Source organism: Paenibacillus mendelii (assembly GCF_024498075.1).
Classification (GTDB): Bacteria; Bacillota; Bacilli; order Paenibacillales; family Paenibacillaceae; genus Paenibacillus_Z; species Paenibacillus_Z mendelii.
In genome coordinates, this window is the sequence record NZ_JANHOF010000011.1 from 134,324 (window position 1) to 158,069 (window position 23,746).

Sequence of the window (23,746 nt, forward strand, 5' to 3'; positions counted from 1 at the left end):
AAAAACAGCTTCCCCCTATTTGCATGTATCTATTCTCAGGAAGAAGCTGCTGGTATGTTTAGTCGGTCTAAGTTGTATCTCTTTCAAATATTCCGCATGGTAAGCTAATTTTCTGAATGGCATCATATTCGATGTCCCCTTCAATTAGACTGATGAGCAGCTTGCCCGCTTCATGCCCCATTGTTAACATCGGTAATTCGACGGACGTAATGCCCGGGCGAGCTAACTGTGCAACGATTGTATTGTCAAAGCCGACAATGGCAAGATCATCCGGCACTTGGTAACCAAGCGTTACGGCCTTCTCATTCACTCTTGCAGCAATGACATCGCGTCCGGCAATGATTGCGGAAGGACGATCCTTCAAGCTTAAGAGCGTTTCCGTTTCTTGATATCCGCTGTCTGGCTCGAAGCTGCCTAGAGCAATCAGCTTCTCGTCTACTTCAATATCGAATTCCGTTAAGGCACGTTTATATCCATTGAGACGGTCAATCGCTGCATCGAATTCGAGCGAGCAAGGGGTGATAAAACCGATTCGCCGATGGCCTTTCTTCAATAAAAACTGTGCAGCCAAGTAACCGCCTTGTTCGTTGTCCGCATTGACGCTATGACACAGGTTATCCTTATAAGGACGGCCGAGAAGAACGAATGGGAACCGGTTCGTAAGCAAATCCTTGTACGGCCGTTCACTCATCTTATTCCCCATAAGAATCAGGCCGTCTGCAGATTGTTTCCGGTAGACGTCGAGCAAATGTTCGTCCGGCTTATCCGTCTGTTGTTTCTGAAACGATAAGAGCAAATCGTAATTCTTATGGCTTGCTGCCCTGCCCAAACCTTGAATGACTTCAAGAAGGATGCCATTCTCCAGTCCATCAGCGGTTTCCGCTACAGCCAAGCCGATATTGTTCGTCTTCTTCGTAACTAAACCGCGAGCCGATTGGTTCGGTCTGTAATTTAAGCGTTCAACCGCTCCGAATATCCTCTTCTTCGTCGCCTCCGCCACGTGTGCAGAACCATTCATAGCGAAGGATACCGTGCAAACCGCGACCCCCGCTTCTCGTGCCACATCTTTAATGGTTGCTGCCATAATTGACTCTCCTTGCTCATAAGTTGTCGGTGTTCTATGATGTATAAAACGTTTTTACAAAAGTGATTTTGTTATAAAGATACTTGATTATGCAAGCGCTGTCAATACTAATATTGGTATATTACGACATTTTATTTCAGGTCAATTTGGGAAGAGATGAGCGGGATTTTCTAAGCAAAATTAACCGCTCATCTCGGGTGAAAATGGATTAATACTGGATCTTCACGCTATCCTGCTTGGCATGTTTCACTTTGAGAATCAAATAGTTCGTGCTTTCAAAGTATTTCCAACCCGTTGTCGCTCCGTTAAGATCCTCCTGCAGGTGAAGCTGTTTACCATTGATGGACACACTCTTCGGCTTTTCCCGGTTCGCTACCAGAACATAGGTTGTTTCCCCGGCTGGATACACAAGCTCGAATGTAACCTTCTGCTGCGAATTGGATGTTGAATGATCCTTTACCTTCGCAAGTGTGGTTACATACGTGCTTGAGCAGTTTTGTTTTTTCGGATTGTTGCAGCTTGGTATTGCCGTGGATTGAACATCAGGTTTCGGTCCTTTCCCTTCGATAAACCGCTTCATGAAGAGCGTCTTCACGATTTCTTCAGGGTTGAGCATAACCGTGTCCGAACGACTGTTTGTTATCAGTCTCCAGTTATCCGGGTAACTGCCCCTCCATGGCTCATCGGCCTCAGACGCTTGCTGCAGCTCAGCGCTGGCGAGTATACCGTCCGCAACCTTCTTCCATGGGCCTGATTTGTCATATGGAACCAGTTCCAACAGCTCATAAGCATACACGAGACCATTCCATTGTACAGGTACGGCAAACCAAGGATTGTTATATGCCGATGCACCAAAGATCGGTATCGTTGAGTATTCCATGACAGGACGATCATCTACACCCCATGTATACACAAACGGCAAGCCGGTCTTCGCCCATTCAATGGCTTTGTCGAGATACTCATCGTCCCCTGTCAGCTTGTAAGCCTGCACGTAAGCGCCTACGGTATGGCCGGATGCGAGAATGTCAGGGGTATGCAGCGGGACCTCCCAAGGCTGGCTGGCACGTGGGACGCTGCCCATGGCTTCCACAGCGGATAAGCCTTTCAAACCGGCTTCCTTAGCTTGTTCATTCCCGTTCATTGCCGCATATTTCAGCAATAGCTTGGCATTCAATGCGGTCTGTCCCAGCATCGGTGTGCCGTTACTGCCAAGCGGTGGGTTATACGCCCCTTCACTATTGTACAGCCAAGCCCCCGAAGTGTGCTGGGAGTTGATTAATCCGTTCATATTATTCTCCAGCCCAGCTAACGCTTCGTCCAGATAACCCACATAGAAAGAAGCTTGAGACTGCGCAATATGATAATCGGGAACGCCTAGCTTTTTCTTATCCGATACCGCACTTAGTGCTTGTGAAATCACGTCCTCAACTTCTGCCTTCCGTCCTGGTTCGTACATGCCAAGCAGCTTCAGACTCGTCATATCCGAAGGATACTGATTCGTTCCCCACGATTCGATATTGACGTGAAGCCATCCCTTCGTCACCGGATCCCAGAAGGTACGCAGATAAGCGTCCAAACCAAGGTCAACCTGCTTGGCGAAGGCGTTAACTTGAGGCACAGCCGGAATGCCTTCTTCCTTCACATACAAGGCTACAGCTTCAGAGACGGAGTCCGCCTCCGCCGTTGTAATATCAGCGTTCAGCGTGATCGGTTTGTTCGCGGTTAACGAATAAGCGGTCTGCGCCAATTCTTCATTCTCCTTCGCTCCGTTCGCAGCGCCCAGAGCCAACAGACCCATCACATGGTTATTCTGGTTCTCCACCCAGTTCGGGGAAGCGAATTTGGCTGCCGGCAGATCATGCACGCCATCCCACTTCTGTTTCGGATCCCAGCTTAAGCTGACAATATGATCATCTTGCCTTACTGCCATCAATGGAACCGTAATTTTGTAAGGATGGGGAACAAGACGCAAATACGCGGGCGTATGGACATCCAATTTACTGGATGACGTCTCATCCCCTACGAGCCACTCCAATCCCGGGAACAAGGCTTCATCCTTCGACGCACCGAAGCTCCCTTGACCTACTGTAAGTACCGGTCCAATCAGATTGAGCAGCTCCGCATCACGATCAGCATGAACGACTTGACTCGTTTGAACTTGAAGATCATCATGCTGCAAGCTGAAATCAAATTCATAACTCCATTGTCTTCCTGAGGAGTCCGTGACTTTTCCTTGAAAATGCAGGCTCGCCGATCTGCCTCTAGTGTCGGCTGATGCTTGCTGCGGGTGGAAGGATACGGTTACCGCGCCGTTATCCGCAAGCTTGACAATAGCTGCGGCAAACGGCTGCACGCTAGCCATCTGTTTCCATCCTTGTGAACCGTCCCAAGTATAGACCTGGTATTGACCGTAACCGAAACTCGATTTGGTTGCGACGATGCGCGTGTTTTCATTCTCCAGAATCGCATCACCGCTGCCACGGTCAATATACGCATTCGCTTTCTTCGGTTTCTTCACTTGCTGTGATGCCGCATGAGCCTTCAGAACGGGCAGCGCGACCGAATAGCTCTGATCGTATCCAGAAGTATGCAGCTTCACTTGGACATGAGATGGACTTTCTGACGTCCCTTTTACTTTCCATGTGACGGTAGCAGTCCCTCCAGGTCTTAGTTTCTCTAAGGGTACGTTCGAGTCCCCGCCGATAACCTGCAGCCCTTCGGTCACCGTCAGCTCCGCTTGCGGATTGAAGAAGGCCTTACCTCCAGAATTGCGAATCTCGAGCGAAATATCGGCCTCTTCTCCTACCCGAAGAGCGGGCTGCGAACGCTTCACCGTCAGATTGGCGCTTGCAGGGCTGGATAGAAAGCGAATTTCGTCCAGGGTGAATTCGGCATTGGATCGATCGCCACCCTCCAAGTCCATCCGCAGCTTAATGATCTTCCCCTTCCATTCCGGGTGGTCACCTGTATCAATTGTATAATCATGCATGGCTCCATCAGCGATGATCGGGAAGTCCAGCCTTTGAACTTCAGCGTACATCGGCGAGGTGTTGGTTGCAAAGAAAATGGAAACAAAGTCACCGGCTGTCGCGCTCATTCGAACGGTTAACGTTTTGTCCCGTTCTCCAATGATCCCTTCCAAGCTTTCATTCCCGAAGTACGGATCTCCGCCACTGACCTTCGCTCGAAGAACGCCATCCGACAATTGCAGCAGAGTCAGATCATTCAGCAGCCATCCTTGCGCATCTCCGCCCGCGTTCCAATCATAAATAGGCGGCGCTACACTCTGAAAGCGAATATAATCCACTTCCAACTGCGTGCCTTCCAGCTGCAAGGCTCCTTGCAGGCCAAGACGCAGCTGACCGATCTCACCATTCCACGAAGGATGCTCCCATGAAGAAAAGGCATATTCGTGATAATCACCGTCGGAGGTGATTGGAATTACCAGCTGCTGCTCCTCCGTAAAGTCTGGCGATGCATTCGTTGTGAATCCGACCGTCATCGAGGAAGCCGTTCCCCCGCTAACCCGGGCTCTTATTTTAATTTCACCCAGCTTCTCCGCTTGTTCGTTAATCGGACTGGATAGGAGTGCCGGGTTAGCTCCTGTTACAGAAGCCGTAATACTTGAAGCCCCTGCTTGCAGCTCGGAGAGATCCTGTGCCGCAGACCATCCGTCTGTCGAGCCGTTAAACTCGAAGCCAAAATCTACCCGCTCGCCAACACGGAAATAATCGACACTAACATCAGCGGGATAGCTGCCGGAAGGCTCCAGGTCCATCCTGAGCGTTTGAACGATACCCGTCCAATAAGCATTCAAAGATGGATTAACGGTGTAGTCGTGATACTCTCCATCCGCATGAATAGGAACGACGATTCGCTTAAACTGAGCTAAGCCGGGAGCGACATCCGTATCGAAGTAAATCGCAACGGAGTCTCCCTTTGTCGCTTTCATCCGAAAGGAGATGATCTGTTCGGGCGATGTCTGCAGACCGATTGACGGTGGCGCGAACCAGTTAGGATCTTCGCCGGTCGCTTTCAGATGAAAAGAACCGTCTTCCACCTTCATATCCTCAATCCCGTTATGAAATCCCCCCCAGCCTTCCAGGTTCCCATCTTCATTAAATTCGAAGCCGATTGAATTCACCGGCTCTGGACCAGCTGCTGCCGAATGGATTGCCGGAGCACTTGTGCAGAGCATAGCAAATACGATTGCTCCAACAAAACTCCTCATCTTTCCCGATCGTTTCATCGTCAATTACATCCTCCTAATGGAAAAGTAACTCTGATGACTGCGTCAAGTGTAGGTGGGACGGAGAATCAAATATTTGCTTATCACCCCTTTTCAAGGAACAAAACTTTCAAGATCAAAAACGTTTTTGCAATCACGTTTTGTTATCAAATTACTATGTTATGTAAGCGTTGTCAACAAAAATTATGTCAGTTGCTTCCTTATCTAGCAAAAAAGGAAGCGCCGACGATTCGCCAGCCTTCCTTTTAGCTTCTGCTGCAGCCCCCCTGGACAAGCCGCTTGATCAGAGCATGATCAAATCCGTGCTGATGATATGTCCGAATTCATCCTCCAAATTAAAGCAATACATCGTTGTGTCCGCGGGAATGCGGGATGACACCAGGCACGAAGCCGGGTCGAGCTCGGCAGGCGTTTCTTCCCAACGACGAGAAGGAGAGCTGCCGTTATCGGCCGTATGCAGGAAGGTCGCCTTGCGGATTCGTTCACCCTTCTCAAATTCCGCCCATGCGGTCATTTGATCTTCTCCAGTACTTCGAATTCTCGGCAGCGACCGCCCACCATTGACGTGGGAGTCCGCATAGATGAAAAACTCACGGGTGCCCCAAGGTACCTCATAGTTATGATCCCAGTCCTTCAATAACCTCAGCGTCGCCTGTCCCTGTGCTTGTCGGTAGGTCATCGCCCAGTTATCCAAGTAGAAGCAAGGATCGTTCGTCCATGTCGCCCACAGCATCGGCATTGTTGATTGTCCAATATACGGGACGATATCAAAGGTTTGATCCCACAGCTTCTGTTGACTCTCGTCCAATGTGGATAGGATGTCCATCCAGCAAGAGCCTTGCCTGTAATATCCGGCCGCATACGCAGTCATTGCAAAAGCCGGGCGCGAATCAAGACCAGATACGATTTCGCTCAGATAGCCGCCCCAGGAAATGCCCATAAGGCCAATTCGTGAACCATCTACCTCCGGCTGCGAAGAAAGAAGCGAGATCGCTCGAATGACGGCAGCAACAGCATGATACGACCACATCCGCGTCAATGAGTCGGCAGCCAACTCCAGAAATAAAGAGTTATCGGTCTGCGAAGGCCCGCCATCTGACATCCTTTCGCCGCTGGGGCCATTGCCAAACAGGTCCATAGCGATCGACGCATAGCCACGCTCCGCCCATTGACCGGCCCACTCCGGAAACGCCTTGCCGGCTCCGCCATGCACAAGAACCATCGCGGGAAGCGGCTCAGCAGCCTCTAGAGGAACCGCATAATAGGCAAATACTCGAGTGCTTTCACCGTTATATTGCTCATTCTCGTAATACAATTGCTTCAACGTATACGTTGGATAGTGTTCGATTGTTTCCCATTGCACGGCAGGCGCCTTTATCAAACTCTCCATATCCCATGGACCGAAGAACTGTTGTGAGCTCATCGTCGTTTCTCCTCATATCAATTTAAGTGAGAGCCGTCCCTCTAAATTATGCTGTACCGAGTCCCCACTCTTCGCAGCATTTAATTAATGTCATTAAATAATGAGAAATACAACCATTTCGATCTAAAACGGGATTAATCCGCCGCGCACGCGACGGACGTTCCCATTCCCTATAGGGGGTTCATTTTATCGATATACCGCCTTATGTAAACGTCTGTTTGTTCGTTCTAACATACTCCCCGAATCGGTGCATACTCCACAGGGACCCACGCGACATTATGCGCCTGCTCAACTACGATGTTAGTTCCCTCAAAATGACAGCGGATCACCTGGCAGAACGGCTTCTCGACAAAGCGCACAGTCAGCTCTAACGTATCCGCATCCAGCCAGGTAAAGCATCCCGCAGCACGGCTTACCTCCTCTTGACTGAAACGGGTCTCTTTCTCCACCCATACACCGCGTCCAAAACGAATCAAGCATTCTTCCGAGAGGAAGCGAATTGTGACAATGGCTTCATGAGCTTCAAATCGTATCGAAATCGACTTCCATTGGTGTGGATTCTCAGCAAGTGAATACCGTTTGCTAAACAAGGACTCTTCTCGAGGGGAAGAGGCAGGCTGGAGTAACGGACGCAGCTGTAATTGCTTCACTTGAGCTTCCAGCTGTGAAGCGGCTGCCTCATCGATAGGAAGAGTGTTTGAATTCATTCCCGGCAACAGGTTCTCCCACACAAGGTTCAATACGCCCTGAAGCTCATTCGTGCCGCCCGTAATTGCAAGAACGGCATCCTGGTCCGGCATGACGATGCAGTACTGGCCGAATGCCCCGTCCCCACGATAAATGCCCTGTCTACACCGCCAGAATTGGTAGCCATAGCCTTGTGCCCAATCACTTTCTCCCCCATCACCGTTGGATATATGCTTGGAGGTCGCCTCTTCTACCCATTGTGCAGGAAGAATCTGTTGTCCATGCCATTGGCCTTTATTCAAATACAATTGTCCAAACTTCGCAATATCCTCGGTCCGGATACTTAAACCCCAGCCCCCGACATGAATACCGCGTGGACAGCTCTCCCATGCTGCATCCTCGATTCCTAGCGGCTCAAACAACCGGGGCTGTAAATAATCGAGCAGAGATTGCTTCGTCACTCGATTGAGAATCGCGGACAGCATGTAGGTTGCGGCACTGTTATACACAAAATGGGTGCCCGGCTCATATTCCACCGGGGCTGCGAGAAAGCCTATGACCCAATTGCCGTCCTGCTCCTTCTTCATCCAATCCGTGACATCCTGCGCATGCCCGCTGCCCATCATTAGTAGATGGCGAACCTGCATATCGGCTAAATGGGCAGAGATGTCCTCCGGTGTATCTTCCGGAAAGAAGGATACAACCCGATCAGTCAGAGATAGCAGCCCCTCCGCAGCCGCAAGTCCGATCGCGGTAGAGGTGAAGCTTTTACTGAGCGAGAACATCATATGCGGGAGGTTCGCTTCGTACGGCGACCACCAGCCTTCGGATATGACATGGCCGTGTCTGACCAGCATGAAACTATGAAGCTCGAATCCCTTTTCGTGCACAGCATCCAGAAAATTGGATATAGCGCCGGAGGAGACTCCTTGCTCCTCAGGACGACTTCGTGGAAACGGATTGACTACCATGTGTATACTCCTCTCAAAATGAAGAAAAAATGACTAATTTCAATACATCCCTGTTCTACTGCCAAGCGCCGCTATTCCTCGAACAGCCGTTCACCCCGGTGCAGCCTCCACGCGATTCGCGCTGTATGAGGAAGCTCACGGGCCGTCGGCGCATGAGCGGCCAAATAACGGGTGCAAGCAAGTAATATCGTCTCTTGCGCATGCATTGCGAATGTATCCGTTCGTGAATGCCATCCCTCGTATTCCATGACGGATGCTTCAAACATCTGAAACGTATGAAAATCCGCATCCTCCCTCAAAAGTGCATGACCGAGCGTATTCCAGAGCTCATCTACCGAGCCCCCGCTTTGCATATAGTCGAATACCCATTGCGCGGCGGATGCAACCTGCTGCCGCTGATCCAGCATCGGCAGCAAATCATCGAGATTCGAGGATGGCGAGGCGGATATCGGTTTGGGCCGTGCTGCCGCAGGTACATTCAAGAATCGGTCGAGATAGATGCGCATGGCACCATGAAAGAGGGCTCGCGTAATTAAGGGCTCATTCGACTTATCCAATCGTGTGTGAACCGCATGGGCATACGTAAACGTGTGCAGCACGGCAACCCAATCACCAAAGTCGTTCTGTACATGAAACCGGACAATGCGTTCCGATGCTGCCAAGGCGATCAGCTGAGCCAGCTGTGAGGGCCGCATTCCGCCAATCAATAAATCCTTCAACATCGATATGGTTTGAAGAGGCTCATCGCTAAGCAGCTGTTCTAGAATAATTCCCTCATCCACTGCGATGTCAGACTGCGTAGGGTGCCCCTTAGCCAATACCTCTAAAGCTTCTTCAATGGGCTTGACTAATTGAATGGGAGCCTGCCATTGATGCTGCTCCTCGCTTCTTGCGGCTCTCCCCATCATGGGCACCAATGACGATAGTACGCTCTTGGCATGTTCCCCGCCCACAAGCTCTACGGCTTCGAACGCTTTATTATGAAAGTCGAACACATGACCGCCGTCCAAATAATAATGATCCGTTGCGGCAATAAGCATCAGATCTGACAGCTGCTCCATGCTGGATCCTTGATGGACCGCCGTTAACAGCACCTTCTCCGCACCTTGGGTATCCCGCACCTCGATGCAGCTCCGATACCATTTGGCCAGCCGTTCATATGGAACGCCCGATGAGGGCAATTCATCAAGCATATGCCGGGCTTCCCGTCCCGAGCTGTTCCTGGCCACATGCACCAGACCTTGATAAAGGGCTAGGATCTTACCGGATTTGTCCAGCTTCGGAGCTATTCGAGCCATAGCAGTCAGGATTGTTAAGCCAGAATTCCAGCCAGGTCCGTTCGCAGTGCCGAACTCAATCCCGATACGCGCAATATCAGACTCCGGGACACCCGCTTCCACCAAACCGACGACCGCTTTAGCAATGACGATTCCGATGTTCTGCGCGAGACCTGCATGCAAGCGGTCTTTATAGGTTTGAATGCCTCCTGCCGTGCTCGGTTTGGGGTTCACCCATACCACGTCATTCACGATCTTCACAGCGTGAGAGGGTACATCGTCCGCCCATGGATCCAGCGTACCGCCACTGCATATGTCAAACCGGGCATGATGCCAATGGCATGTTAATATGCCGTCGCATAAACTGCCCTTGTGCAGCGGAAAGCCCAGATGCGGACAACGATTGTCAACCGCATATACTCGATCTTCATAATAAAACACAGCGATTGCGCCTTTGATGACCGTGACGCCTTTCTCTTGAAGTTCTTCCAACGTACAAGCTTGAATCCAATCCAAACGATCGTTCATCGCAAAATCCTCCTTTTGCTTGTCTCTCGTCGTTAAGGCTAAGCCCGTTGTCAGATTTATACCGTGATCCTCTCGGGGATATTCCACACGAACCTGTGAAATCCTGCTGTTTGCCATAGAATACCTGGAAACATAGCTCAGCATAAGAAGCCTCGCGCGATGGAGGCTTCATGTGAACTCTTATAAATAGGAAAAAGCGGTTGAACAAGGCATTGCATCTGCCTGTCCAACCACTACCGAGCAACGTTCAATTAGCCTTTTACAGCCCCGGCGGTCACACCCTCAATAAATTTCTCCCTTGCGAACAAAAACACGATGAATAATGGAATAAAGGATAGGAAGGTAGCGGCCATGATTTCCCCCGACGTGTTCGAGCCGTATGTTTTCATCCCGGCAATTCCTACGGGTAAGGTTTGCATCTGGGCATCCGTCGTGATGATCAAGGGCCAGATCAAGCTGCCCCAGTTCCCGACAAAGTGAAAGATCGCCAATACGCCCAGCGAAGGACCGATGATCGGAAAAATGATTCGAAAAAAAATCCCATAATCGCCGCAGCCGTCTAATTTCGCAGACTCCTCCAGTTCCTTAGGCAGAACTTGTATAAACTGCCTCAGCAAGAAAACCCCGAAAGCGCTGGCGACCGTTGGTATGATCAGCCCCAGATAGGAATTTGTCCAGCCCAGCTTATCTACGATGAGATAGCTAGGAATTAAGCTGACAATTGAAGGCACCATCATGGTTGAGATAATGAGTACAAACATGATGTTCTTCCCGGGAAACTCTCTTCTGGCAAACGCATATCCGGCAAGTGAACATACCAGGAGTGTAAGACCCGTACTAAGCCCCGCTACGATCAGACTATTAAGAAACCACCTGCCAAAGGAAAAGGTTGTCCCGAAGAACAATTCGATGTAATTGGCAAAGTCGCCGTCATCTGGCCACAGCTTCGGCGGATAAGTCATCACATTCGTTGTTTGCCGGAAAGATGATACGAACAACAGCCAGATCGGGATTACAATCCCGCCGCTAATAACAACAAGCACGATATATTTTACAATTGCAAGAATTCCAATCTTATCCCGCACCATGATCCACCTCTACTCCCACTAGTATTCCGTTTCTGATTTGAGAAGCTTCATTTGTATGAAGGAAATGAGCAAGACAAAGAGCAAGAATAGAATAGAAAGTGCGGCACCGAGTCCGATCTGATCATCCAGGAGCGTCACCCGATAGATTAAGAAGGCGATGCTTTCACTGCCTCTTAACGGGCCGCCGCCTGTTAGGATATAAATAGAATCATAGATTTGAAACATAAAGATCGTCGTCATGACAACGCCTAACAGAATCGCATTCTTAATAAGCGGCAGCAAAATATGCCAAATTTCCTGCCACCAGGTTACTCCGTCGATTTTGGCTGCATCGAGATAGTCGGCAGGAATATTGCGCAAGGCCGCAATATAGATGAAGGTGTAGAACGTGGCGCCCTTCCAGATTTCGAGAATGCCCACACCCAATTTAGACATGATTTTATCGCCGAACCAGTTGATTTCCGGTATTCCGAATAAAGCCAGCAAGTAATTCAGGGGACCCATTTTATCCAGTACATAGGCGAGAATCACGCCTGCCGCAGTCATCGAAATAATAATTGGGCTGAAAAATACCGTTTCGAATATCGCATTCGTTCTGCTCTTGCGACGAATAAGGAGCGCAAGGGTAAGCGCGGTAATCTGACCAACTGGGATAATGACGATTGCATAAAAGAGGGAATTGTAAAAAGCGCTTAAGTACAAATCGGCATTCATAAACACCTTCTTGAAATTGTCCAGTCCGACAAACTTCAAGTTGTTCAGGTCCAGGAGTGTCCCTTGATAGAAACTCAACATAATGACGATCAGAAAGGGCAGGAAGGCAAATACAACCGCAATGAGCATATAGGGCAGAATGAACGAATAGGAAATAAGCTGGCTTTTTAACCTCGCATTCATAAACGTGATCTCCTTCGTTTTCAACGAATAAAATGGCTGCAAGGTTGAGGGCTTCTCAACCTTGCGGCATTTGCGATTGCGCTTACTGGGCCTCGTATTCTTTCACTGCATCCTTAATCGCGTCTTCAGGCGATTTAACGCCCCGAAATGCCGATTCTCTCATCATCTTGATAATGTCCAGCAATTTACCGAACTTATCATTAGGGGTCCAGAGGATCATGCCTTCAATCGTTTTTTTCGCTTCTGCCATGACCTCGTCGCCAACGTACATATCCGCGTTTGCCTCAGGCATCGGTGAGAAGAAACCTGCGGGTTCGAGATACATTTTCGCATTTTCCGGTGATGTCACATATTGAATGAACGTCCAAGCCTCATCTTTATGCTTGGATGCTTCCGCAATGGCAAGTGACCCAATGCCTGCATAGGCTTCCCTCTGCTTAGCCGAATCGGCTGCCGGTCCTGCCGGATTGATGAAAGCTCCATAGTTCAGGTTCGGCGCATTGGTCTTGATGGTTCCCGTAAAACTCACCTGTGCGAAATACATGCCGATTTTGCCGTCATAGAAGGCTTGATTCTCCTGCTCGGGCTTGCTGTAATAATCGATGGAAGGCGCAACTTTATATTTCGTTACCAGCTCGGTCAAGTAGGTAAATCCTTTGATGCCCTCCGGTGAATCAATGCCGAGCTTGGATACATCTTTGTTATTGCCGGCATATAAGTCTGAGCCCGCTTGGCCCATGAATGCGACCGTATTTAAAGTATCCAACCCGCCGATTCCCCACTGGTCAGGCCCTTTCGTAAGCTTCTTCGCCGCTTCCAGCAGCTCGTCCCAGGTTGTCGGAATCTCAATGTTTTCTTTCTCGAACAAATCTTTGTTGTAAAGCACGACGGAAGTACCGGCTAGAAACGGCATCGTGTAAACTTTCCCATCTACAGTAAGATAGTCCATAACGCTTTGGGAGTACTTGGTACGTTCTTCATTGGTAAAGTACGGGCCTAGATCTGCAAGTTTACCGTTTTTTGCAAATTTCACGAAATACTCGGACAGATAGGAGACATCCGGAGGACTGCTGCCTGCAAATGCAGCGGTGTACTTCTGATCCCAGCCATCCCATGGCGTCTCTAGAAACTCCACCTGAATATTGGGGTGAGCTGCTTCAAACTTCTTGATTATGGTCGACCATACATCCTTCTCCGTCTTAATGTGCGGCGCTTTCCAGAACGTGATCTTCACCTTCTTGCCGCCATCCGTTTTTCCGTCCGATGCCTGATTGCTTGAACCATCATCCCCCTTGCTGCTGCAGCCGGCAATTACTCCCGTGACAAGAACACACATTAGCATCAACAAACCTAACTTCTTCAGCATGTACACGCCCCCAAACGAAATTTGTATGTCAAACCACTATCTCCATGCGTATAGGTAGTTTGATACCTCATTCACAAGCTTTGATCCAGTCTTGCGCGTTGGGCTCGAATCTTGATTGTGTGGAATGCTTCAATTGTGCGAGTGTGCGAGGTTAGTCCATTGTTGTATGTAACCGGTTTCAATTATTCGATTCACGATCCGCAGCGAGTTATCCCAACTCCAAGATTCCATTGTTGATACTGTGTTAGTTTCCCCGGATCGCGATACCCAGTTTTTGCTCCACGAAGTCTCGACATATTTGCAAACTCTGATAAGGGGTGCTCGTGGATTGATCGATCTCTACTGTCAGCCAGCCTGTATAACCGATGTTGACCAATGCTTCAAGGATGGGCGGAAAATTGATTGTACCGAGTCCGAGCTCGCAAAAAACCGGCAGAGCTTCATTGCCCAGAAGCATAGGGAAGTCTTCCACTCTAGCTTCTTTTGGCGTTAAATCCTTCAAATGCACGTAGGCCACCCGGTCTTTATACTGGCTAATTATCGAAGCGGCATCCATGCCTGCACCAGTCAGATGTGCGGTATCAGGTGCGAAGTATACTTCAGGACCGCTTAACTCCATCAAGGCATGCAGCTCATTCTCATCCTGAATCTCCGTCCACAAATGGGGATGTACGCAGGATTTAACACCATATTCCAATGTGCGTTTGGCTGTTTCGTTGATCGTATCGGCCATCACTTGAATGTCAGCCAAGCTGCTCGGATTCTCCCTTGGTCCGCCGGGTCCAAGCACAATATAGCTGGAATCTGCTCCACACCTTGATAAAAGCTTCGCCAAGCGTATGTTATATGCGATAATGTCATCCTTTTTAGTCGGATCACCGAAACGGCGTCCCAGCTCTCCCGATGCTCCCCCATACAACCCGGTGATGGTCAGACCGAACCGGGCCAGCTCCTCCAACAATTGTTCTTCGCGGTTCTCATATTGCAGAGCAAATGCTGCCCATGGTTCGATGGCTTGATAGCCCAATTCTGAAGCTTCCTTCAACGCCCTATGATGGTCTTGTCCCCATGTGATTGCATGAACGGCAACTTTTCCTATGAAGTCCATGTTTCGTCATCTCCTTCTCATGTTTTTCTTCAGCCAGACTGATCGCAGCCGCCTGCTCTTCTTATTGACGGGATGCTACTTTACGTATAGCGGTAATTACATCGTCGCAATCTTCTTCCGTCATATTCTGGTGCAGCCCGATTGCTATCGCCCTGCTTAACAAATTGATTGTAGTGGGACACATATCTGCTGAATATTCCACATTGCCCTTATAACTGGCGCAGTTCCATGGATTATCATGAACAGAGGCCCCTCTCTTTTCCATCACGTAGGTCCAGTTTTTATAGATATGTCTGTCTGCGAATCCGTTGTTATCTATGGTCCCGTTAGGAATCCCTTCATGGGATAAGAGTGCCGAGAACTTCTTCGACTGCTCGATGGTTGGCAAATAAAAGATTAGGCTGTACGATACGTCGCCTTGCGGATCCGGAATGGACTGCAATTGAATCTGGGATAAATCTTGTATACCGTCCACGATCCTATTCTTCACGTTCTGCAATTTGCTTACGAGCCCATTGATCCGTCGTGATTGGGCCAGCCCGACAGCAGCGTTCAATTCGCTCATACGGAAATTTTCGCCCGGGAACGCTTCGTAATTATTCTTCATGTTGTCTCCCCAGTAGGCAAAGGCGGAATCGTGGTACACACTGCATCTGGCAAAGATCTTGTCATCCTGGGTAGCGACCATCCCGCCTTCTCCGGCAGTAATCAATTTGAATTGCTGAAAGCTGAAGCATCCCGCGTGCCCGATTGATCCAAGCGGCTTTCCTTTGTAGGATCCTCCATTGGCCTGGGCTACATCTTCAATGACGATCAATTGATGCCTCCGGGAAATTTCCATGATCTCATCCATCCGGGAAGGAACTCCCCTCATATGGACCGGTATGACGGCTTTCGTATAAGGAGTTATCGCCGATTCGAAAGCTTTCGGATCCATGGTTAGACTATCGTCCACCTCCACGATGACCGGAACGGCGCGGGCGACCAGAACTGCGGATGCCGTGGCGATGTAGGTATAGGCAGGAATAATAACTTCATCTCCCGGTCCGATTCCTGCGCCGATTAGTGCGGCAATTAATGCGGATGTTCCGGCATTAACCGCAAGACAATGCTTGACTCCAATTCTCTCCCGGTATAGGTCCTCCAATAACCGGGTTTCCGACTGCTCCAGACCAGAGTCGTAGAAACGAAATACACGCTTCTTGTCCAAGACCCGCATGACCAGCTCTTTCTCTTCATCACCGAATTCTTCCGTGCTCAAAGGACCGAATTCCCATGGCTTCACTCTTACTGGGCTGTTATTCAACATCGTTTCACTCCTTCAACGTAGTCATGGTTGTTTCTTCTGTCGGTAACCTTGTCAGGCAACGCTCACGGCCTTTTAATTTAACAATTAAAATATATCAGCAGTATCCATGTTTGTAAACCCTCTATTTTGAAGGTTAATGTATGATGTTATCAGTATGTTAAACTAATTTATGACGTTAATTTAATTAATAGACTGCATTGGCTTTACAGCACAAATAGCCGTTCGAGTCTGTCTCGACGGCCTTTGTATCCGAAATTCCAATTCGTTAGATTGAACATTAAAGAAAGGAGGCTCTGCTTGTACACGAGTGATTATCAAGCAGAGCTGACCGTTATTTATGCTTCTGCAGCTCCTATTGTCGCAGTAAATTTGGTTATCCGATATGTTAAGAAGTAAACGAAGCACGTGCCAGAGTCAGCGCACCTAGAATGCCTTGCTGATTGCCAAAGGAGCTATACTCCAGCTTCATGCCTATCGTTGCGAATCGATTGGCACGCAATAGAATGGTTCGTTTCGTCTCTTCAAACACGATCGGGAAATCATCAAAAACAGGACCTCCCAAATAAACGATTTGCGGATTAAATAAATTAACAACGTTGCTCAGTGCAATTCCCAATGCCTTTCCAGCATCTATACAAACGTCTATGGCGTTTTTGTTATTCAGCGCATAATTAGCTGCCATGGAATTAGCATGATGTTCTCTCTTGCGAAATTCCTTTTCGATCATTGGATATGTCACGATATTCTCCAGGCAGCCGTAGTTGCCGCATAAGCAGCGTCCTGCACGTTCGTCAACGGTAATGTGTCCGAGCAATCCGCCCACATTGTTAGCACCTCTTAGCGGCGCATCATTAATCATAACCCCCGCCACGACGCCGTAGGCAATATGTACGACTATAAAATCATCCACGTCCTTAGCTTTGCCTAGCACTTTCTCTGCGAGAGCCATAACCCGGCCGCTTTCATCCAAATAAACTGGGCACTCAAATTGCGCACTTAACCGGTCAACGATATCGAGATCGTCCCAATTGTTTACATTGGGAATATTCATTACCCGCTTATGCTCCTTGTCAATGATGCCGGTTACCCCGATGCCGATCGCATCGACGGCAGTGATATTGCATTGCGCAAAGAACGTATGGATGTGATTAAGGAGAACCTGCATCATGTCTGAACGTTCTTCAAGCTCCTCCATTAAATATTCGACTTGATGGAGGAGCTGCAAGCTGTTATCCGATAATGCCAATCGAATCCGGTAACCCCCGATATCGATACCAAGAAACCTGAATTTATCAGGATTGGGATAGAGCATCACTTCTTTTCTTCCCAACCCTTTTCCGATTCGATCACCCTCCACGATAAAGGCCTTGTCGATGAGTGTCTTTGTAATTATCGTGATGGACGCTTGTGACAGCTGAAGCTTCTCAGCCAGCGTCTTGCGCGAAACTCCGTCGCTGTTCTGGATCCATTGCAATACCGATATTTCCGACGGACTAGCCTTCATGATTCTCCGCCCATCCTCTCCACGTTTTAATATCACATTATACCATACATAATTATTTTTATAAATTAAGTTAATAAAGTCTATTGTCGGGCACTCTATCGGTTCTTCATCACGTCAAAGGGGCTGTCCCTTTGCCTTATTGGCATTCAGGACAGCCCCTTCTCATTCGTTCACCATTCAGCGAACGAACCATCTTCATAGTAAAGCTTCGGTGTATCCCAGTCGCCGGCGTGTGCCCGTTCAATTAAGGCCTCCTCGTTCATTTCAATGCCTAATCCTGGCCCCTCAGGCAGAGACACGTAACCATTCTGAATGACAAAAGGCTGTTTCAAGTACCCTTCTCCAAGATCCCAGCGCTCGGCCATAGAGGGATGCTCTTGAATTAAGAAATTGGGTGTGCAAGCGTCGAGCTGCAGACAAGAGGCGAGTGAGATTGGCCCCAAGGGATTATGCGGTGCGATGGATGCATAATACACCTCTGCCATAGCCGCAATTTTCTTCGCTTCAAAGATTCCGCCTGCATGGCATAAATCCGGCTGAACAATTGCAACCGCTTGCTTCTCAAGTGCCTCCCGGAAGCCCCACCTTGTAAACAATCGCTCACCGGTCGCAATCGGTATCGAGGTGGATTGTGCAATGCGAAGCAGAGAGTCGACGTTATCGGGCAAGCACGGCTCCTCGATAAACATCGGATAATAGGGCTCATAGGCCTGTGCCAACCGTATTGCCATAGCTGGACTCACGCGTCCGTGAAAATCGATCGCAATATCAAGCTCATTGCCTGCGGCTTCCCGAATAGCAGCAAGCTTGGCCGCTTGGCCTTCGACGAATCGGAGGGTATCCACGTTTCTGACCGGAGCATCGACACCGATCTTGATTGCCGTAAATCCGGCTTCGACCTTGCGGACGGCATTGGCTGCCATTTCCTCTGGCGTCGCGCCTCCGCAATGGCTGTACATGCGAATTTTATCACGACAGCGTCCGCCTAGCATTTCGTAGACCGGCATATTGTAATATTTCCCCTTGATGTCCCACATGGCTTGTTCGATACCGCTAATTGCACTAACCAATACAGGTCCGCCGCGATAGAACGTGCTCCGGTACATGACCTGCCAGTGATGCTCGATGCGCAGCGGATCCTCTCCAATTAAATAGCGCTTCAATTCTTCAACTGCTGTTGCTACCGTTAACGCGCGTCCTTCGACGATCGGCTCGCCCCAGCCGACAATGCCCTCATCGGTCTCGATCTTCAGAAACAACCACCGCGGCTTAACATGATACAGCTTCATATCGGTTATTTTCACGATAATCTTCCTCCTTAATCCATCACGATCGTTCCGCCCATACGGGCAATAACGCCCCGCCATCCATATACAAGGTGGTTCCTGTAATGTACCCGGCGTTATCCGAAGCGAGATACACGGCTGCTTCTCCGACCTCCAGCGGCGTCGCGAACCGTCCCATTGGTATTCGTGACGAGACGGACTCGATATAAGGCTTGGCCTTCACGGGATCCACCTTCTCGATCATCGTATAGCCGGGCGCAATGCCAGTAACCCGTATTCCATAGACAGCCAGATCGAGCGCCATATTCATCGTTAATTTGTTAACAGCTGCTTTGGCCGCCGCATACACGGTCGAGTTGGACCATGTGCCCATGGAATGATTGGAGCTGATGTTAATAATCGCCCCCCTTGTGCCCCGCTCCACCATCAGCCTCGCGGCATGCTGAGAGCAGAAATAAAGCCCCTTCAAGTCGGTATTCATGACCTCGTCGTACAGCTCTGGCGTCGTCTCTAGAAAAGGCTTCATGCGCGTGATGCCTGAATTATTGACATGGATATCCAATCGATCGAAGCGTTCGGAGAACTGTTGGAATAGGGCTTGTATTCCCTCCATGACGGATATATCCGCTTGAAGCGCTTCTGCATGCACCCCGGTCTCTTGGATTTGCCTCACCGTGTCTTCTGCCATAACCGCACTTTGGTTGTAATGTACGCATACGTCATAGCCGGCTCGAGCGAAAGCAAGTGCGATCCCTCTTCCAATCCCTCTTCCTGCCCCCGTGACGAGAGCAACCTTCCTGTCCATTTGCTCAGCTCCTATCTGCCGTAACATACGGGAAATGCGTGCCTGATCAGCCTTTTAGCCCTGTGAATGAAACGCCCTTCTCGATCAGCTTCTGGCATGTAATGATGATGATCATTAACGGAATGGTGGCGATCACGAGGCTGGACATGACGACATTGGCCCCCATGCTCTGTCGATTCTGGAAGTCATTAAGCGCGACGGTAAAGGTCCATACGGACGGCGACCGGGCAATGACCAGCGGCCATAGAAACTCGTTCCATACCGCGATGAAGGTCATGACCGAAACGACAGTGAAGATGGGTGCGGACATCGGTACGATCAGCCACCAATAGATGCGGAACTCCGAGGCTCCGTCAATCCTTGCTGCCTGCAGCAGCTCGCCTGGCAGCTGTTCGAAGAAGCCCTTAAATAAAAATATTACGATTCCCCACGCCGTATGCGGTAAAATAATCCCCCACAGCGTATTGACCAGATGGAGTTTATCCATCGTTAAATATAGCGGAACCAGAATCGCGATCTCCGGAATCATAATCGTCGCAACGAAGAACAGCGTGAGCCCGCTCCCTATGCGTCCGCGTACCAGATGTGCCAGTGCGAAGCCTGCCATTCCGCCGATTATGAGGTGGCTGAGAATAGAGGCGAACGTCACGATGACGCTATTCATCAGGAAGTGCGGAAACCCATACGAGCCCTCGCTGCCTCCGGCAAATTGAGCCAGCACGAGATAATTGTCGAATAATCTACGCCAATCCTTCTTCTCCGCAATGTCCATCACTTGTCCGGTAATATGGGAGGAATCGGTGAATTTACTGAGCACAGCAGTCGAGAGTTCCGGAAGCTCAGGTGAAAGCACTGTATTCCCGTCGTAGCTTTCCCCCTTCTCCATCCACTCGAAATTCGTTAATCCTCGTTCGCGAATAATGGGAAGCTTATTGCGAATGGTGGTATCGTTGAACAGCTGTGTGGGCACGATTTCTGGCCGGCCTGCCGTAAATTTATACGATGGCATGTCGGCTTTATAGACGACGATCCCTTCTTTAACGCCTGTAATGGCAAGCGATCCGATGGCGTCATTCTGCATTTTTTTCCAAGTGAACCAGATCGCCTTCATGGCATCCAGCTCATATTCATCGGGCTTGCTAAGATCCGTGTCATCATAGTTCAGTGTGACGGTGACCGCCTGCGGCGTTTGGGGGATCCAAGTAGGCGGAAAGCGGTAAATCGAAATATTGTCCTTCATCGAGGATCCGATCATCCAGATCAGAGGAATGACGGATACCACAATGAACAATGCAGCGACGGAATAGGAGACGATGCGAACCGTTAACTCTCCACGCTCCCGTATTCGACTTCTTGCAGCCACTTGGGCAGCTCCTTTCCCTGTTCCAGCGTCAATCCGTTCTGGATACTCTAATTTGTATATAAGTGATGACGGCGATGATAATGAACATAACGAATGAAATCGCCCCTGCCACTCCGAACCGGAACTCCTTGAAGGAACTGTCGAACACCAGCATCGATAACGTCCGGGTCGAATTCGCGGGTCCGCCGCCGGTCATGATGTACATCGGATCGAAGGTTAGGAAGACGCCCGATATAAACGCGATGAATTGAATGCCGATGACGAATTTCAGGCTCGGGAACACGATGGAGATCATTCGCTTCCAAGGTCCGGCACCGTCGATTTTGGCAGCTTCGATATTCTCGCTCGGAATGCCTTGAAGAGCAGAGTAATAGATCAGCATGCTCATCCCAGAACCGAATATACCCGGTATGACAATCGCCCATTTGGCCATCGCAGGATCGTTCAACCAGCCGAACGAACCAAGACCGATAAATTCCAGCAAATAATTGAGCAGCCCATAGTCCGGATTATAGAGCCACTTCCATAACAGAAATCCGGCTACGGCAGGTACGGCTGTGGGAAGCAAATACAATACGCGAATCGTCTTGTTCGCGAAACGGATTTCATTGAGTAGAATCGCTTGAACGATCGGAACCCAGAACGTCAGGATAAAATAAATGAGGAAGAAGGCAAAGGTGTTCCGCAGCGCATTCCAAAATTCGGATGAATGAAATAAGTAGCTGTAGTTGCTTAAGCCGACAAACCGGCCTGGCGGATCAATAACCTTATAATCAAAGAAGCTCATATAGATGGCTTGCACCAACGGATAATATTTAAAGAGCAAGAAAGCAATAACAGCCGGCGTCAGAAAGAGGATCGGCGTCCAAGGAATCTTCATCCTCCACGAAATGACGGGCCTTAGCTGCGGTTTCGGCTCCATAATCGGTTTCATCGATCCGCATCCTTTCGTTGAAGCAGGCGGGAGAAACCGCTTCGTTTAACCTGCTTGGTCTGCCCTCTCCCCCGCCTGCATCGAATCACTTCACCGATGCGTTATACGCATCGATAACTTCCTTCTGAGCCGCTTCCTGCGCTTTCTGAAGAAGGACCTTGACGTCAGACTTCTCCTCCGTCAACGCTTGTTGAACCGCCTTCACGACATATGGCGTTAATCGCTCCTTCAGATAATACTCAAGCCGCGCTTCGGCTGCCGCCTTCGTCACGCCATCAATCAAGTCCTGCGGGACGTTGGTCGTATATTGTCCAGGGTCAACGTCTTTACGCACGGATAACAGGTTCGGGAATATGCCGTTATCCATCTGGAATTGGTAATACTTCTCCCGTACTTCCTTAGACATCATATAGGTCACATACTTCCATGCAGCATCCTGCTTCTCTTTGGAAGACTTCGGATTGAGGATCCAGTACGCGCCGCCGATCTGAGATGGGCCTTTGCCCGAAGGACCAGCCGGATATGGTGCGAAGCCAAGATCATTCAGATCGAGTCCGTTCGCCGCATATTCGCCGAAGCTGCCCGAAGCTCCATTGGTCATCGCGGCCCGTCCTTGAAAGAGATCGTTCATATTGTCCTGGTAGCTCTGCAGCACGTTGTTCTGCACAATCTTATGCGTCCACTTCAAGTCCTTGTAATATTGAAGCGCCTGAACGGTAGGTTCATCGGTAAACGTCAGTTTCACCGTACCGTCTGCTTGGAGCTCCGTCAGGTCCCCTCCGGCTTGCCAGACATAATACTCAAACCACCAATCCGCCCATTCCATGCCCAGCAGCGTCAAGGCATATTGCTTCTTGTCCGTATTGGTTAGCTTCTTGCCGAAACTGATGACCTCATCCCAGTTGGCAGGAGGCGTGTTGCGGTCCAATCCGGCAGCCTCGAACAGCTTCTTATTCCATAACAGCCCGGTAACATACATGTCATTGGGAAATCCATATACCTTGCCATCTATCGTCCCGGCTTGCAGCGAGGATTCGATGAATTGATCTTTATCCGCATAACTATCCCAGTAAGAGGTCAAATCAAGCGCAAGCCCCTGTCCGACCCAGTCTCCGATAATCGGAAAATGCGCGGCATGGTAGGCATCCGGCCCGTTGCCGCCAGCCATTGCCGTAACGAATACTTCACGATCGTTCGTCCCCTGCGGCATAAGCTCATGCGTCACCTTAATATTCGGATTCTGTTTCTCGAATTCGCTAAAGACCTCTTCCGTGAGCGACTTCTGCGGGTCCTCCGGTTTTGGAGCATCCCAAACCGTCAACTCGACGATCGGTCCGCTGCCTTCTCCGGAATTGCCCGCCGGTTCTTTATTCGTATCATCAGGTTTGTCATTCGTTGCCCGCGGTGTTGTGCCTCCATTCGATGTGGAAGGTGAATTCCCCCCTCCACTCGAACAAGCCGATATAACGAGAACAAATACCAGAACAACAGCAATAAACATCCGTCTGCCAAGCCAAGAATTACTTCTCAAACCGATCCCTCCTAAAGTTTTTGGATTTTCGCGCTTCCGAAGGAGCGAAAGAAGAAAACTTACTTCGGAAGCATATACTTCGTTTTTGGATTTTCGCGCTTCCGAAGGAGCGAAAGAAGAAAACTTACTTCGGAAGCATACACTTCGTTTTTGGATTTTCGCTTCCGATGGAGCGAAAGAAGAAAACTGGCCTCGGAAACATAAGCTAAAGTTTTTCGATTTTCGCATTTCCGCCTCGTGATTGATTGCTTTTGACCTCGCGCTGCAGCCGCTCCATGCAGCTACAACGTCAGTATAGAAATAAATGATAGCGCTTACTATATAAATTTCAAACCT

At 49.5% G+C, this 23,746-nt stretch carries 16 protein-coding genes; all 16 read right to left on the reverse strand.

Annotation, left to right across the window (positions count from 1 at the left end; all coding sequences use genetic code 11):
• Nucleotides 1-67 precede the first annotated feature (67 nt).
• The 16 genes from NNL21_RS25760 to NNL21_RS25835 all read right to left on the reverse strand — a co-directional run bounded on the left by NNL21_RS25760 (nucleotide 68) and on the right by NNL21_RS25835 (nucleotide 23,410).
• Nucleotides 68-1,084: a LacI family DNA-binding transcriptional regulator gene (locus NNL21_RS25760; protein ID WP_204821214.1), complete on the reverse strand. Its 1,017-nt coding sequence runs from the start codon at nucleotides 1,082-1,084 to the stop codon at nucleotides 68-70.
• A gap of 208 nt (nucleotides 1,085-1,292) precedes the next feature.
• Nucleotides 1,293-5,333, reverse strand: coding sequence for a hypothetical protein (locus NNL21_RS25765; protein WP_204821215.1), 4,041 nt, complete (start codon nucleotides 5,331-5,333; stop codon nucleotides 1,293-1,295).
• Nucleotides 5,334-5,616: 283 nt separating this feature from the next.
• Nucleotides 5,617-6,756: an alpha/beta hydrolase family protein gene (locus NNL21_RS25770; RefSeq protein ID WP_204821216.1), complete on the reverse strand. Its 1,140-nt coding sequence runs from the start codon at nucleotides 6,754-6,756 to the stop codon at nucleotides 5,617-5,619.
• Nucleotides 6,757-6,983: 227 nt separating this feature from the next.
• Entirely contained in the window at nucleotides 6,984-8,414 is a 1,431-nt protein-coding gene (locus NNL21_RS25775) for a serine hydrolase domain-containing protein (RefSeq protein WP_256555475.1), read from the reverse strand.
• A 71-nt stretch (nucleotides 8,415-8,485) separates the two neighbouring features.
• A complete protein-coding gene (locus NNL21_RS25780) occupies nucleotides 8,486-10,219 on the reverse strand; it encodes a Rieske (2Fe-2S) protein (RefSeq protein WP_204821217.1) in 1,734 nt (577 codons plus the stop codon).
• Between the two features lie 251 nt (nucleotides 10,220-10,470).
• The gene (locus NNL21_RS25785; protein ID WP_204821218.1) at nucleotides 10,471-11,307 is read right to left on the reverse strand and encodes a carbohydrate ABC transporter permease; all 837 of its coding nucleotides are present in this window, start codon (nucleotides 11,305-11,307) and stop codon (nucleotides 10,471-10,473) included.
• 18 nt (nucleotides 11,308-11,325) lie between these two features.
• On the reverse strand, nucleotides 11,326-12,204 hold the full coding sequence (locus NNL21_RS25790; RefSeq protein WP_204821219.1) for a carbohydrate ABC transporter permease: 879 nt from the start codon (nucleotides 12,202-12,204) through the stop codon (nucleotides 11,326-11,328).
• Nucleotides 12,205-12,286: 82 nt separating this feature from the next.
• On the reverse strand, nucleotides 12,287-13,570 hold the full coding sequence (locus NNL21_RS25795; protein ID WP_204821220.1) for an ABC transporter substrate-binding protein: 1,284 nt from the start codon (nucleotides 13,568-13,570) through the stop codon (nucleotides 12,287-12,289).
• A 244-nt stretch (nucleotides 13,571-13,814) separates the two neighbouring features.
• Nucleotides 13,815-14,678 (reverse strand): sugar phosphate isomerase/epimerase family protein, encoded by an 864-nt coding sequence (locus tag NNL21_RS25800; protein WP_204821221.1) that lies wholly within the window; start codon nucleotides 14,676-14,678, stop codon nucleotides 13,815-13,817.
• A gap of 61 nt (nucleotides 14,679-14,739) precedes the next feature.
• Entirely contained in the window at nucleotides 14,740-15,987 is a 1,248-nt protein-coding gene (locus NNL21_RS25805; protein ID WP_204821222.1) for a DegT/DnrJ/EryC1/StrS family aminotransferase, read from the reverse strand.
• Nucleotides 15,988-16,372: 385 nt separating this feature from the next.
• Nucleotides 16,373-17,491, reverse strand: a complete 1,119-nt coding sequence (locus tag NNL21_RS25810) for an ROK family transcriptional regulator (protein WP_204821223.1) — start codon at nucleotides 17,489-17,491, stop codon at nucleotides 16,373-16,375.
• Nucleotides 17,492-17,661: 170 nt separating this feature from the next.
• Nucleotides 17,662-18,795 (reverse strand): galactonate dehydratase, encoded by a 1,134-nt coding sequence (dgoD, locus tag NNL21_RS25815; RefSeq protein ID WP_204821224.1) that lies wholly within the window; start codon nucleotides 18,793-18,795, stop codon nucleotides 17,662-17,664.
• A gap of 22 nt (nucleotides 18,796-18,817) precedes the next feature.
• Entirely contained in the window at nucleotides 18,818-19,582 is a 765-nt protein-coding gene (locus NNL21_RS25820) for an SDR family NAD(P)-dependent oxidoreductase (RefSeq protein WP_204821225.1), read from the reverse strand.
• 46 nt (nucleotides 19,583-19,628) lie between these two features.
• Entirely contained in the window at nucleotides 19,629-20,945 is a 1,317-nt protein-coding gene (locus NNL21_RS36620; protein ID WP_204821226.1) for a carbohydrate ABC transporter permease, read from the reverse strand.
• A gap of 28 nt (nucleotides 20,946-20,973) precedes the next feature.
• Nucleotides 20,974-21,879 carry a carbohydrate ABC transporter permease gene (locus NNL21_RS25830; protein WP_204821228.1) on the reverse strand — a complete coding sequence of 302 codons (906 nt, stop codon included), beginning with the start codon at nucleotides 21,877-21,879 and terminating at the stop codon, nucleotides 20,974-20,976.
• Between the two features lie 85 nt (nucleotides 21,880-21,964).
• Nucleotides 21,965-23,410, reverse strand: coding sequence for a sugar ABC transporter substrate-binding protein (locus NNL21_RS25835; protein WP_256555476.1), 1,446 nt, complete (start codon nucleotides 23,408-23,410; stop codon nucleotides 21,965-21,967).
• Nucleotides 23,411-23,746: the final 336 nt, after the last annotated feature.